This window comes from Alkalimonas sp. NCh-2, from assembly GCF_039631345.1.
GTDB lineage: Bacteria > Pseudomonadota > Gammaproteobacteria > Enterobacterales > Alteromonadaceae > Alkalimonas > Alkalimonas mucilaginosa.
The window spans coordinates 95,634-108,682 of the sequence record NZ_JBDIUV010000007.1; the positions used below are offsets into that span (position 1 = coordinate 95,634).

At 53.9% G+C, this 13,049-nt stretch carries 10 protein-coding genes; 4 read left to right on the top strand and 6 right to left on the bottom strand.

Annotation, left to right across the window (positions count from 1 at the left end):
- Nucleotides 1–399 carry a BlaI/MecI/CopY family transcriptional regulator gene (locus ABC502_RS16240; RefSeq protein WP_345916645.1) on the bottom strand — a complete coding sequence of 133 codons (399 nt, stop codon included), beginning with the start codon at nucleotides 397–399 and terminating at the stop codon, nucleotides 1–3.
- A gap of 183 nt (nucleotides 400–582) precedes the next feature.
- Between ABC502_RS16240 and ABC502_RS16245 the strand changes: the two genes are divergently transcribed.
- The gene (locus ABC502_RS16245) at nucleotides 583–1,005 is read left to right on the top strand and encodes a secondary thiamine-phosphate synthase enzyme YjbQ (protein WP_345916646.1); all 423 of its coding nucleotides are present in this window, start codon (nucleotides 583–585) and stop codon (nucleotides 1,003–1,005) included.
- Nucleotides 1,006–1,013: 8 nt separating this feature from the next.
- Here the strand turns inward: ABC502_RS16245 and ABC502_RS16250 are convergent, their stop codons facing one another.
- Both ABC502_RS16250 and ABC502_RS16255 read right to left on the bottom strand, forming a co-directional pair.
- On the bottom strand, nucleotides 1,014–3,446 hold the full coding sequence (locus ABC502_RS16250) for a helix-turn-helix domain-containing protein (RefSeq protein WP_345916647.1): 2,433 nt from the start codon (nucleotides 3,444–3,446) through the stop codon (nucleotides 1,014–1,016).
- A 145-nt stretch (nucleotides 3,447–3,591) separates the two neighbouring features.
- Complete coding sequence (locus tag ABC502_RS16255) at nucleotides 3,592–4,809, bottom strand: multifunctional CCA addition/repair protein (protein WP_345916648.1); 1,218 nt, start codon at nucleotides 4,807–4,809, stop codon at nucleotides 3,592–3,594.
- Between the two features lie 77 nt (nucleotides 4,810–4,886).
- Here ABC502_RS16255 and ABC502_RS16260 point away from each other — a divergent pair, with 77 nt between their 5' ends.
- Nucleotides 4,887–5,801: an AAA family ATPase gene (locus tag ABC502_RS16260; protein ID WP_330087518.1), complete on the top strand. Its 915-nt coding sequence runs from the start codon at nucleotides 4,887–4,889 to the stop codon at nucleotides 5,799–5,801.
- Between the two features lie 90 nt (nucleotides 5,802–5,891).
- Nucleotides 5,892–6,647, top strand: coding sequence for a general secretion pathway protein GspB (locus ABC502_RS16265; protein WP_345916649.1), 756 nt, complete (start codon nucleotides 5,892–5,894; stop codon nucleotides 6,645–6,647).
- A gap of 1 nt (nucleotide 6,648) precedes the next feature.
- Here the strand turns inward: ABC502_RS16265 and ABC502_RS16270 are convergent, their stop codons facing one another.
- Both ABC502_RS16270 and putA read right to left on the bottom strand, forming a co-directional pair.
- The gene (locus ABC502_RS16270; protein WP_345916650.1) at nucleotides 6,649–7,791 is read right to left on the bottom strand and encodes an HD domain-containing phosphohydrolase; all 1,143 of its coding nucleotides are present in this window, start codon (nucleotides 7,789–7,791) and stop codon (nucleotides 6,649–6,651) included.
- Between the two features lie 70 nt (nucleotides 7,792–7,861).
- The gene (putA, locus tag ABC502_RS16275; RefSeq protein WP_345916651.1) at nucleotides 7,862–11,632 is read right to left on the bottom strand and encodes a bifunctional proline dehydrogenase/L-glutamate gamma-semialdehyde dehydrogenase PutA; all 3,771 of its coding nucleotides are present in this window, start codon (nucleotides 11,630–11,632) and stop codon (nucleotides 7,862–7,864) included.
- Between the two features lie 144 nt (nucleotides 11,633–11,776).
- Here putA and ABC502_RS16280 point away from each other — a divergent pair, with 144 nt between their 5' ends.
- Nucleotides 11,777–12,262, top strand: coding sequence for a winged helix-turn-helix transcriptional regulator (locus ABC502_RS16280; protein ID WP_330087522.1), 486 nt, complete (start codon nucleotides 11,777–11,779; stop codon nucleotides 12,260–12,262).
- 74 nt (nucleotides 12,263–12,336) lie between these two features.
- On the opposite strand, the gene ABC502_RS16285 is transcribed toward ABC502_RS16280, so the two are convergent.
- Nucleotides 12,337–12,933 carry a TIGR04211 family SH3 domain-containing protein gene (locus ABC502_RS16285; RefSeq protein ID WP_330087523.1) on the bottom strand — a complete coding sequence of 199 codons (597 nt, stop codon included), beginning with the start codon at nucleotides 12,931–12,933 and terminating at the stop codon, nucleotides 12,337–12,339.
- Nucleotides 12,934–13,049 lie beyond the last annotated feature (116 nt).

Genomic DNA, 13,049 nt, shown 5'->3' on the forward strand with positions numbered 1-13,049 from the left:
TTAAGCGTCCTTGTCTTGTGCTGGGTTGGATTTTTGCTGCGCTAAATCGGTTAGCAGCTGTTCCAGATCGGCAATTTCGTCGGCATTGACCAGCTTGCTGTTGGCAAACATGGCAACGGGTAAAGGCCCGTTCAATTCAAACACCCGGCTGGCAAAATCCTGCGCATAAGCGGCCAGGGTCGGCACTTTATCGACCAGGGCGCTGTAACTGTTTTTATTGCCATGCGATTCGCAAGCAACCAGGCCTTTTGCAACCATACGCTCCAGTGTTTTACGGGTCGAGGAATAGCCCCAGCCGAGCAATGGCTCCAGCTCGTTATGCAGCTCACGGGCTGTCCGCGGTTGTTTAGACCAGAGTAGTTTTAGAATTTCCAGTTCGGGTGCAGTGGGTTGGTGCATGCAAGGCCATTCGCAAATTAGCAATGGTAGCTATACTGCGACAGTTGTCACAGATCCGTCAAGTTGTTTTTGCGACAAGTGTCGCAGGTTGGCATTCCATTGAGCTGTGTGCTCGAACCGTTAGCCATTCTTGCGGTACACTATGAAGCACTATGGCCAGTGAAATGAACAGGTAGCAAAACCATGCAGTACATTCAACGAGAGCTTCAGTTATCCCCATATCGGCGTGGCTTTCATTTGATCACGCAGGATATTATCCGTGAGTTACCAGAGCTGGCGATGCTGCAGCAGGGGTTGCTGCATGCGTTTATTAAGCACAGCTCGGCATCGCTGACCATCAATGAAAATGCCGATCCGACCGTACGCGGCGATTTTGAGCGTTTTTTCAATCGGGCGGTGCCAGAAAACGAGCCTTACTACCAGCATACCGATGAAGGCCCGGATGACATGCCGGCCCACCTGAAAGCCAGCTTGCTAGGAAGCAGTGTGACGGTGCCGGTCACGGCAGGGCGGCTGAACTTAGGCACCTGGCAGGGTATTTATCTGGGCGAGCACCGCGATCACGCCAGCGGCCGAAGCCTGGTGCTGACGCTGCATGGCAGTTAAGCCCGCTATCAGGCCAGCAAAGCCAGTTTAATCTCCCCGTACGAGTACTGCTCGCCAAGTGCTTCTTTCAGGACCTTCAGGCTATCTGCACCCAACCGTTTGGCTGCCTGACGAATGGTGGCTAGCTTGTCTGCTGAGACCAGCGCGGTCAGTTCCAGCTCCCCCTGTGCGACGTAATGCGCCAGATGATTTTCGATGGTGCTACGGACCAGGCCGCGACGCTCGGCAATTTGCTCCAGGCTGAGCCCCTGCTTGAACAGGGTAAAGCTCTCCTGCCTGCTATTTACTTTGCTGCTGCGCGCCGTGGCTTTGGTGGGGCTGGCTGTCGCCAGGTTGGGCTCCAGCTCCTGCTGTTGGCAATAATCGGCCACCAGCTGCAGCAGTGCATCACCGTATTTTTCAACGGTAGCAGGGCCTACTTTGGGCAGGGCCAGCAGGGCGGAAGCATTGCCTGGCAGGGCATTGGCAATATGCAGCAGCACCTGTTGATGCAAAACTCGAAAGTGCGGGACCTGCTCACTGCTGGCCTTGTCAGCGCGCCAACGCTTGAGCGCTTCAAACAGCTCTGGGTGTTGTAGATCATCCAGCGCAATTTTTGCGGCGGCTTTTTTGGCGGCGTTTTGTTTGCTGGTATCGATTTGTGCCCGCGCCACCGCTTCCAGGTAGTGGCTGCTGGTAAAGCCTTGCTGCATGCAGTGAAGTGCAGCCTGTTTAATGGCGAGCTGCTGGCGCAGCTGCTCGATGGTTTTGGTCAGTTGTTTGCGAATGGCTTGGTTGTCTGTGTCAAAAGCAAATGCATCCAGCCAGGCTTGCAAGGCCGTCAGCTTATCACTGAAATAATTGCCGGCCTTGTTCAGTCGCTCCAGCAATGGTGGTTGCTGCTGTGGCTCCTGCTGCGGATGGAAGAGCGACTTGAGTTGACGTTCGAAGTTGCTGGCCACCACCAGCACCTCAGTATCCAGGCTCTGGCGGATATCCGCCAACTGGTCGGCGCTGCTGCAGCGGATCAGGGACTGCTGCTGGTGCAGCAAAGTACTGAGGTTGCTAAGTTGGCGGCCCAACTGGCTGAAATCAAATGCATCCAGCAACAGCGCTTGCTGGTAGTCAATTTTGGCCTGTTGCACCTGAGCTTGGTCTGGCAGCGCTTGCTCACGGCTAAACTGGCTGACGGCCTGGTCGGTCAGCACCGAGCTTGCCGAGAGTGGCGTCTTTAATACCAAGCCATCAAAGCGTTTGCAGCGACTGAGGGCGACATAGATCTGGCCATGCGAGAAGGCCGCTTCGCCATCGATGATGGCTCGCTCGAACGTCAGGCCCTGGCTCTTGTGAATGGTGACCGCCCAGGCCAGTCGTAGTGGGATCTGCTTAAAGCTGCCAATCACCTGCTCCTGGATAGCGCCTGATGCCTTGTCCAAACCGTACTTGATGTTTTCCCAGCTGACGGGCGACAGCTGGATATCCTGTGCTTCGCCGGGGCAGCGCACCCGTACCGACTCTTTATCCAGTTGGGTGATGACACCGGTTTTGCCATTGTAATAGCGCTGCTCGGCGTTATCATTTCGCATAAACATCACCTGAGCCCCTACTTTTAGCAACAGTGTTTCGGCTACCGGGTAATTTTGCGACGGATAATCGCCTTCAATCACGGCGGTAAACTCCAGTCCTGGGTCTGGCAGCCTGGCCAATTGCTGCTCGTTGATGGCATCGGCACTGTGATTGTGGGTGGTCAGGGTGATGTAATCTTCCCCTGGCACGGCTTGAAAGTTGGGTTGATAGCGGCTGTTCAGCAGGGCAAGAGCGGCGTCATCCAGTTGGTTGTCGCGCACTTTGTTCAGCAGCTCAATAAAGTGCGGATCGGACTGGCGGTAGACCTGCTCCAATTCAATGGTTAGCCAGGGCGTTTGTTGCAGCGCCTTGCTTGAGAAAAAGTAGCCGTTGTCGTAGCTGCTTTTGAGCAGCTCCCAATCCTGCGCTTTGACCACCGGCGCCAACTGGTGCAGATCGCCAATCATCAGCAATTGCACCCCGCCAAAGGGCTGGCTATTGCGCCGGTAACGCCTGAGCACGGCATCGACCGCATCCAGGGTGTCGGCCCGGACCATACTGATTTCATCAATGACCAACAGATTCAGGCTACGGAGCAGGTTGATTTTTTCCTGACTAAAGCGCTGTGGTTGTGGCAGGGTGCTACCCGGCAGCCAGGGCCCAAAAGGCAATTGAAAAAAAGAATGCAGTGTAACACCCCCGGCATTTACCGCGGCCACGCCGGTAGGCGCTGTTACCACCATGCGTTTGGGCGACTGCTGTTTCAACTCACGCAGGAAGCTGGTTTTGCCGGTACCGGCTTTGCCGGTTAGAAACAGGTTGCGGCCAGTGTGCTGCAGTAGTTCTCTGGCTAGCTGCAGCGGTTCGTTGACGGTTGAGACTGGGGTCTGTGCCATGGGTTGTCGTCCTTGCTGTTGGAGTGGTATCCTCACCAAAAGTTAGACTTTATGATGCAAAAATGCAAATTTATTGTTTTGTGCGGGAGTTGTCCTGTGCAGGCCCTTTTCGACATTGCAGCCGATCGGTATCAATCCATACTCTTTAGCGCTTTGCTTGCTGAATTGCCTCTAACCGTGCCTGCTGCAGTGCTTGCTTGATGGCATCGCCTTTCATACCTGGCTGAATCAAAGCTTTGACATCAACGGCCTGAGCCGCGGCAGCGAGTTTCGGTAACAACTGCTCGGCCGGGTACTCGGCCTTTTCAAAGCCGGTACGGCCGCGCAAATCGGCGATGCAGCAGCGGATAATGGCATCCAGCCGCTCGGGTTTGCGCCACAGATCAATGCCATCGAACAGTTTTAACACGGTGTTGGCTTTGAGCTCGGCTGCCCGGTGGATCAGTTGATGGTACTGGCAGACCAAGAGCGCGAGATCCCGGCAATCGTTCGGCACTTTTAAACGCACACACAGCTGGCGGATCAGCGGCAAACCGGTGTGCTCATGACCATGATGCGAGGGCCAGTGCTCTGGTGGGCTAACGCCTTTACCCAAATCATGCACCAGGGCAGCAAAACGAATATCAATGCGCTCTGATAGCTGCGCTGCTTGCTGTAATACCAGCAGCGTATGCACGCCGGTATCAATTTCCGGGTGCCATTTAGCCGGCTGGGGGACGCCCCAAAGCACATCGAGTTCCGGCATCAGTTGTTTTAGAGCGCCACAGCGCCTCAGCAGCTCAATAAAGGCTTCCGGGTGCTGGGTGCTCAGCGCTTTACTGAGTTCCTGCCAGACCCGCTCTGCGCTTAATGCCTGCAGCTCACCGCTGTCACTCAGTTGCTGCATCAGGGCAAGGGTGTCGTCGGCCACCTGAAAACCGAGGTGGTAGTAGCGGGCATAAAAACGGGCCACTCGCAGCACCCGCAATGGATCTTCGGCAAAAGCCGGCGAGACATGGCGCAGCAGCCGTGCTTTCAGATCTGCCACACCGCCATAAGGGTCGACCAGACTGCCGTCTTCTGCTTTGGCGATGGCATTGATGGTCAGATCGCGCCGGGCTAAATCCTGCTCCAGGGTGACATCGGGTGCGGCGTAAGTGACAAAACCAGTGTAGCCCGAGCCTTGCTTGCGCTCAGTACGGGCCAGTGCATACTCTTCTTTGGTTTTCGGGTGCAAAAAAACCGGGAAATCTTTGCCAACTTGTTGGTAGCCTAAATCAAGCAGTTGCTGCGGATGCGCGCCCACCACCACCCAATCCCGCTCGTGAAAGGGATAACCAAGCAGCTCATCGCGAACTGCACCGCCAACAAGATAGATCTGCACAGGCTTTTCCAACGTCGCTTTTTTTGCCATTATACCCAACCACTGAAATTTTTCAGCGATTAGCACAGGAAGCGCGCATGTACACCGGCTTTTTTGGCCTGCACAGCCAGCCATTTTCGATTGCTCCGAACCCGGATTTTCTGTATCTGAGCGGACGTCACGCTGAAGCCCTGGCGCATTTACGCTATGGCCTCGGCGATGCCGGCGGTTTTGTCTTGCTTACGGGCGAGGTGGGTACCGGTAAAACCACGGTATCGCGGGCTTTACTGCAGGAACTGGACGAGCAGACTGAGCTGGCTTTTATTTTGAATCCCACCCTGTCAGAGCTGGAACTTTTAGCCACCATTTGCGACGAATTACGCATTCGTTACAAAAAATCCGATGCCAGCCTGAAATTACTGGGCGATAAAATTAAAAATCGCTTGCTGAAAAACCATCAGCAGGGCAAACAAACCTTGCTTATTATCGATGAAGCGCAGCACTTGCAGCCAGTGGTGCTGGAGCAACTGCGCCTACTGACCAATCTGGAGACCAACAGCCGTAAATTGCTGCAGGTGATTTTAATTGGCCAACCCGAGTTGCAGCAATTATTGCAGCGTTCTGACTTACGGCAGCTGGCGCAGCGCATCACGGCACGGTACCATCTGATGCCATTGACTGAAGCAGAAGTGCAGCAGTATTTAAGCTACCGGTTAAAGGTCGCCGGTTCCGAGCGGCCGGTATTTGAGCCGGGTGCAATTCGCCAGTTGTATCAGCGCAGTCAGGGCATCCCGCGCTTATTGAACCTGCTGGCCGACAGGGCCATGTTGGCAGCCTTTGCCCGCCAGAAACCACTGGTAGGCAAAGCGGAAGTGCAGCAGGCCGCCAAAGAAATTTTACCGGCCAGTACTGGCCAAGCTCAGGCAATGCGGCCTGCGCTCTGGCTTTGGTTGCTGGCGTTGGTGCCGCTGATGGCAGGTCTTGGTTTTGTTTTAGCCCGTGTTTTGGGTTAAGTGGCTTGGGTATAGTATTGTGCCAACCAGAAACAGCGTTTTGGGTTGGCAACTTGCAAGACAAAGCGAACAGCTTTGCAGGAGTAGCACATGTCCATTTTGATGGATGCATTAAAACAGCAACAAAACATGACAACCAGTTCGACACCTGGTAGTCGGGTGGCACCTTTTTGGCTGGGGGTGCTGGCTGGCGCAGCTATTCTTAGTTTGGCACTGGCCGCAGGATACTGGCTTGGAACGCAACAAGGAGGGGCTGCGACAGAGCCTGCCAGGCAAGCTGAGCCGGTGGCTGTTGCCAGCCAGCAACAGATTTTGGCCGCTTTATCCGAAGTGCCTTCAGCCGATGCCAATGGATCTTCTGCTGTGGAGCCTGCTGTTGTAGCAGAGCGCACTGCGACCACAGTAGCTGAGCCCACAGAGCCTGAGCCTGCGATTATTGCCGCTGAGCCGCAGTCGCGTCCTGCCCGTGCGGCTTTACCGTCACTGGATGAACTAGAGGTAACCGAGGTGTCGGCAGAGTTACAACAGCGTTTTTCACAGGTAGTGGATGAACTTGAACAGGCCGGACAGCGTCGTGAGCAGGTTAGGGTGCACGATGCACCGGCACGTACTATTTCAGAACTACCTCCCCAGTTATTGCAGCAGCTGCCGCCGATGCGTTTCGAAGCCCATGTATTTGCCAGCGTTCCTTCGCGGCGCTGGGTAAAGGTCAATGGCCGCACTTTACAACAGGGCCAGTGGCTTAGTACCGATATTCAATTGGTGGAAATTTATCCGAATCATGTGGTGTTGCGCTATCGTCAGCAGGAGTTCAGTATGCCGGCGCTGGCTGAGTGGCCCAATTGAATCAGAGGTAATTACTGGCTTGCAAGCCGTATTGCTCCAGATCTACACAGTAATCAATGTGCTCTTCCATGTGCCTGGCGAGGTCAATAATTTTGCTTGGTAAATGATGCTGATGTTGGCTGTGGTAGAACACCTTTACTTTTGGCTGAGTCGGTTTTTTAGGGTTATTTTCCAGCACCAGCGCCAGCTTACCACTATGAAGCTTCACCACACTGCCCGGCGGATATATGCCAATGCAGCGAATAAAGCGTTGGGTTAATTCGCTGTCGAGCTGCTCTGGCGTTTTCTCAAGGAGTTTTTTGCTGGCTAATTGCGGATTGATTGGCTTTTTGCCCGCAGGGTGTGACAGATTGTCGTAATGGTTGACAATAGCCAGCATGCGGGCACCTAAACTAATTTGGTTGTTTTTCAACCCTTTGGGGGCGCCACTACCGTCAAGATAGGCACAGTGCTGAGCAATCCATAGCGATACTTCTGCTGGTAAGCGATTGAGTGGTGCCAGCAGTTTCAGGCTGGTCTGGATGGCATCGGCATCACTGGTTGTTTCGCCAAGCGTTACTTTTCCCACATCATGCAACAACGCAGCCATAATCAAATCCTGCACTTTACCTTTTGATAGCTGCAGGTGTTGACCAAATGCCGCCATATAAACCGCACAATTAATGGCATGTTGCAGCAGTTGGTCACTGCTTTGAGCGATGCGGCTTAAGCACAGCAATACATCTTGATTGCGGCTGACTGAGTCGGCCAGCCCGCAACTGACTTCCTGAACCAGTTCGAGATCGATAGGCTGCTGGCGGCGACAGCTATCAAATAGACGGCTTTGTTTGCGCTGCAATTGTTGCCAGGCGCGCTCTGCTTTAGGCAACTCTGCAGAGAAATCGGCCCGCCCCCCCTGCGGATATTCGGAGGACTCACTGGTATCACTATCGTCAGATTGTCCGGATCCTGGCCGCAGGCTGAGATCGGCCAAATCCGGATCGATCCAAAGGCGTTGCACCCCTTTTTTACGGAGCAGCTCAATGGTTTTTTGGCTACGCACCAAACCGGCTTCTTTGATGAGCACATCGCCAGTTTGCTGACTAACGCGCACCACAAAGTCACCGGGTTGTAACTGTTGCAGAGATACTTCCTGTAATGCCATGGTTCCGGAGGTTCCTTAAACTACCTTACTACTGCTTTATTGTAGCCTAGTAACCGGAATTTAACAGCAGTTAGATGTTATCTGCCATAGTCATTAGCGATGCATTTCCTCCAGCCGCAGTGGTGTTTACTGTAATGGTTTTTTCTGTGACAAGTCGGTGCAGTAGACGGTGATCAGCCGGAGTGGTGATCAACGGCAGGATGGCTCCTTCACGGCTGGCAAGCAATTCAGCGGCCAATGGTTTGATGGCCGTACCGGATTGCACGATAGCCCCAGCCAGTCCCGGTGCAGCCAATAAGGTGGTCATGCTGCTGAGCTTGATCACAGCCATCAAATGAACGGGCATACCCGCTTGCACCAGCGCTTTGACCACTGCTTCGGCTTCGGCCAGGTCTTGCTCTTCCACAGCGGTGATCACCGCATTACCCGCGGCAATGGCCGTCAGGGCGCTGAGCAGCCAGTGACTAAAATCAGCGGTGTCATCACGTAGCAAAGCCAGGGTGCCACGAGGTTCCAACCATAGGCTGTTGTGTTCACCGGTAGGGCCAGGCAGTTGGACGGGGTTTGCCAGCTCCTGTTCAATCAGTCGCAACTGACTGCGGGCGATGGCAATCACCTGTTCCAGATCCGGTTCCAGCTTAGCGACCACCGTATTGGAGGCCAGCGATGCCAGGAACTGACGCAGCACCGAGCTGCGCTGTACTATAGGCATTTGTTGCCAACTGGTTTGAGCGCTAGCGGCTGCCGGCATGGCATAGGCGACGGCACGGCTGGTGGTTTCTGCCAGCAGTTGTGAGCGCTTTTCTGCAGGCAGGGCTGCATCCTCAACTGCCAGGTTGTCTTTCACCAGTCGGGTTAGATAGAAAGGGCCACCGGCTTTAGGGCCAGTGCCCGACAAACCGCAACCACCAAAAGGTTGTACGCCGACCACTGCGCCAATCATATTGCGGTTAACGTAAATGTTGCCGGCTTTGATGGATTTGGCAACCCGCTCGGTGACCTCTTCAATCCGGCTGTGCACACCCATGGTTAAGCCATAGCCGGTGGCATTGATTTGTTCGATCACTTTATCGAGCTCTGGGCCTTTAAAGCGGATCACATGCACCACAGGGCCGAATACCTCCCGCTCCAGCAAGGTCAGATCGCTGATTTCATACAGATGTGGCGCGAAGAAAAAGTGGCGATCGCCTTCCGGGATAGGACAGGCGTAATGCAGCGTGGCTTTATCGCTTAAGTACTGCACATGGCTGCTCAGGCGTTCATGCGCTTTGGCATCAATCACCGGGCCCAGATCGCTGGACAAATAGGCAGGATCACCCACGGTTAGCTCTTTCATGGCGCCAACCACCATCTCGATCACCTGATCGGCAATATCTTCCTGCAGGAACAAGACCCGCAGTGCTGAACAGCGCTGGCCAGCACTCTGGAAGCCAGAGGCAATCACATCATCGACCACCTGCTCAGGCAAGGCGGTGGAGTCGACGATCATGCAGTTTTGACCACCGGTTTCGGCAATCAAAGGTACCGGCTCACCTTCACGTTCGGCTAATTTACGGGCAATCCAGCAACCGGTTTCGGTCGAGCCGGTAAACATCACCGCCTGAATACGCTCATCCGGTACAATATGCTCACCAACCTGCCGGCCTGGAGCAATCACCAGCTCCACCACGCCTTCCGGTAAACCGCACTGCTTCATCAATTCGACAGTACGAATGGCTATCAGACTGGTTTGCTCGGCGGGCTTGGCCACCACCGTATTGCCGGTAACGATAGCTGCAGCCACCTGACCTAAGAAAATTGCCAGCGGGAAGTTCCAGGGGCTGATGCAAAGAACCACGCCGCGTGCTTCGCTATCCTCCGGTAACTCCTCAGCACGGGCTGCGTAATAACGGCAGAAATCTACGGCTTCACGCACTTCGGCAATGCTGTCTTGCAGGGTTTTACCGGCTTCTTTGATGCAAATTGCCAGCAGTTCGTCCTGATGAGCTTCCAGCGCATCCCCCACTTTACGCAGCAGGTTGGCCCGCACGGCCACCGGGGTTTGTGACCAGGTGGCAAAAGCTTGCTGGGTTTTGCTAAGAATGGTCTGCATCGCCTCTGCATCGGCGTACTGGATGTAGCCAATCACTTCATCCAGATTGGCCGGATTGGTCACCGGCTGGCCATTCGCTGGCTGTTCCAGCTTGGCAATGAGGCTCAGCCAGGACTCCATCGCTTGCTTGATGGGGATCAACTGATCGCAATCGCTGATATCAGTGCCGCGTGAGTTTAACCGCTCAGCACCATAGACATCGGCGGGTAACGGGATCTGGCGGTTGCGTTTTTGCCGCCAGTTGCGCACGGTTTCTACCGGATCGGCCAGCAGGCTTTCCACCGGGATGGTCTCATCAATGATATTGTTCACAAAGGAGCTGTTGGCACCGTTTTCTAATAAACGACGAACCAGATAGGCCAGCAAGTCGGCATGTTCACCCACGGGCGCATAAATGCGACAAGGCACCTTATCAGCGCTGACCACCTGATCGTACAGGGCATCCCCCATGCCGTGCAATCGCTGGAACTCAAAACCGCTGCGATCCGGTGCCATTTCCAAAATGGTGGCTACGGTGTAGGCGTTATGGGTAGCAAACTGTGGGTAGATGGTATCGCGATAGGCCAGCAGTTTTTTGGCACAGGCCTGGTACGACACATCGGTAGATGGTTTGCGGCTAAAGACAGGGAAGTCGTGCAAGCCTTCTACCTGACTTAGTTTGATTTCAGTATCCCAGTAGGCGCCTTTCACCAGTCGAACCATCATTTTTCGGCCAACGCTCTCTGTCAGCTCACGCAACCAGTCAATCACATGAATGGCGCGTTTTTGGTAGGCCTGCACCGCCAGACCAAAGCCTTCCCAGCCGTCCAGCGCCGGATCACTGAATACGGCTTCGATAATATCGAGCGATAGATCCAGTCGGTCGGCTTCTTCGGCATCAACGGTAAAACCAATATTGTACTGTTTGGCGGCTACGGCCAGTTGTTTCAGGCGTGGGATCAACTCGGTCAGTACCCGATCACGCTGAGCGAATTTGTAGCGCGGATGAATGGCTGACAACTTAACCGAGATACCCGGGCTTTTAAAGGGGCCTTTGCCAACTGCGGCTTTACCTATGGTGTCAATCGCCGTGAGATAGCTTTGGAAATACCGCTCAGCATCGGCCATAGTACGGGCGCCTTCGCCGAGCATATCGTAGGAGTAGGTATAGCCGCGCTTCTCCTGTTCTTTCGCGCGCTCTATTGCGCTTGCGATGGTGGTACCCATCACAAACTGAGTGCCCATGATTTGCATGGCGTAGCGGACAGCCTGACGAATGACCGGCTCACCCAGCCGGCCACAGGTACGCTTTAACAAACCAAATTGCTGGGCTTTGCGTTCATCGCTGTAGTTGACCATCTTACCGGTCATCAGCAGACCCCAGGCTGAGACATTGACAAAAATGGAGGAGCTGTTGCCAAGATGTGAGCTCCAGTTGCCTTTGGACAACTTATCACGGATCAGCCGGTCCATGGTGTTGTTGTCAGGCACCCGCAGCAGGGCTTCGGCCAGACACATCAGCACCAGTCCTTCTTCAGTCGAGAGCGAGAACTCATTCAGCAGTGCATCGACACCGCCTTTACCTGTTTGGGCTTTACGGATGGCCAGCACCATCTGGCGTGCCCGTTCCCAGGCGCGGCTGCGGGCGTTGTTGCCAATATCGGCTTGTGGCAGCAAAAACTCCAGCACCTGATCTTCATCGGCACGGTAGAAGTCACGAATGTGTTGGCGCAGAGGATTGGTCGCCTCCAGTGAGTCACGAAATAACATCAACAGCTCCCGCTAAAACCCAGTTCAAGTAGGATGCGCATTTTAGGAAAAAGTTGACCAAATAGGGTGGTTTATTTTGCGGTTAAACCGGATATAATTCGGCGAAATTGCCCAATCACCCAAAAAAATACTGTGAGCCCTGCCATGGTGAAAGTCCGGCCTCTTGATCGTATTGATATGAATATCCTGGAAACGCTGCAGCGGGAAGGGCGCATTTCCAATGTAGAACTGGCACGGCGGGTGAATTTAAGTGCCAGCCCGTGTATTGACCGGGTAAAGCGTCTGGAGCAGGAAGGTTATATAGAGCGTTATGGGGCCCAGCTCAATGCCAGCCGGCTTGGCTTTGGTACCACAGTTTTTATTCAAATCACGCTGGATAATACCACCAGTGATGTGTTTGATCGTTTCAAAGAGGATGTGTTAAAGATCCCCCATGTGGTGGAGTGCCATATGGTAGCCGGTGGCTTTGACTATTTGCTGAAACTACGGCTACCGAATATGGATGCCTATCGCATTATTCTGGCCGAAATTGTGGATTTACCTGGCGTCATTAAAAACCATACCTATGTAGTGATTGAGCAGGTAAAAAAAGACGAAGGGTTGCCGCTGAAAGCCAACGAGCAGTTGTAAACTGGCCTGTCTTTTGTTTCCATCACAACCAGGCGATGCTGGGAGGAAACTCGCTAAGACAGGCCTGACAAGCTTTACCAGCGCTCCTTGTTCTTCCGTCGTGGTATCAGCAGTGGCAGGATCAGACCCAACAGCAAACCAAAGCCCAGAATGGCTGCCCCCAGCACTTTGGGGTTTTGCCAGACCGAGCTGTGCTCGGCATCAAACTGCACTTTTAGCTGTTCATAGGCGGTATTGGCCACCTGAAGCTGATCACGCATCCGGTTGTATTCCTCGTTACGTGCCGACAGATCGCGACTCAGCTGCTGGTTTTGCTGCTGCAACTGACTGAGTTCCGATTGTTGTTCCGCCAATTGTTCATTCAGTTGCTGCAGCTGCACTGCCATGCCTGGTGTGGTTGACACATACTGGCCGGGTAACCAGCCGCGGCGATTGCCTTCAAACTGGATCTGTACATAACCTGAGTCGGCATCTCTGTCCAACAGCTGGACGGCATCTCCTGCATTAACGGTGCCGATAATGCGGTATTGGTTGCTTGGGCCGGAATGAATGTAAACAAACAAGGCATCACTGATAAAAGCAGGTTCTGCGGTGTTGCTGTAGCTGTGCGATGGGAAAAACAAAGCTACACTAAACAGAAGAGTACATACGAAAGCGGAGGTTCTGAACATGGGCCATCCTGTGACGGTAATCATTTGGTTTTACAGAGTTCGTATCAGGATGATAGGGAGTTGTGCTTGAATTGACAAGTCCGACAGGAAAAGTCTTGTTGGGGCTGACGAGTTAT

Excerpts from the sequence above, each read along its gene's own strand:
- ABC502_RS16270 (WP_345916650.1), bottom strand. The coding sequence starts at position 7,791 with ATGGCATTACAGGAAGTATCTCTGCAACAGTTACAACCCGGTGACTTT.
- ABC502_RS16250 (WP_345916647.1), bottom strand. The coding sequence starts at position 3,446 with ATGGCACAGACCCCAGTCTCAACCGTCAACGAACCGCTGCAGCTAGCC.
- ABC502_RS16240 (WP_345916645.1), bottom strand. The coding sequence starts at position 399 with ATGCACCAACCCACTGCACCCGAACTGGAAATTCTAAAACTACTCTGG.
- ABC502_RS16280 (WP_330087522.1), top strand. The coding sequence starts at position 11,777 with ATGGTGAAAGTCCGGCCTCTTGATCGTATTGATATGAATATCCTGGAA.
- ABC502_RS16265 (WP_345916649.1), top strand. The coding sequence starts at position 5,892 with ATGTCCATTTTGATGGATGCATTAAAACAGCAACAAAACATGACAACC.
- putA (WP_345916651.1), bottom strand. The coding sequence starts at position 11,632 with ATGTTATTTCGTGACTCACTGGAGGCGACCAATCCTCTGCGCCAACAC.
- ABC502_RS16285 (WP_330087523.1), bottom strand. The coding sequence starts at position 12,933 with ATGTTCAGAACCTCCGCTTTCGTATGTACTCTTCTGTTTAGTGTAGCT.
- ABC502_RS16245 (WP_345916646.1), top strand. The coding sequence starts at position 583 with ATGCAGTACATTCAACGAGAGCTTCAGTTATCCCCATATCGGCGTGGC.
- ABC502_RS16260 (WP_330087518.1), top strand. The coding sequence starts at position 4,887 with ATGTACACCGGCTTTTTTGGCCTGCACAGCCAGCCATTTTCGATTGCT.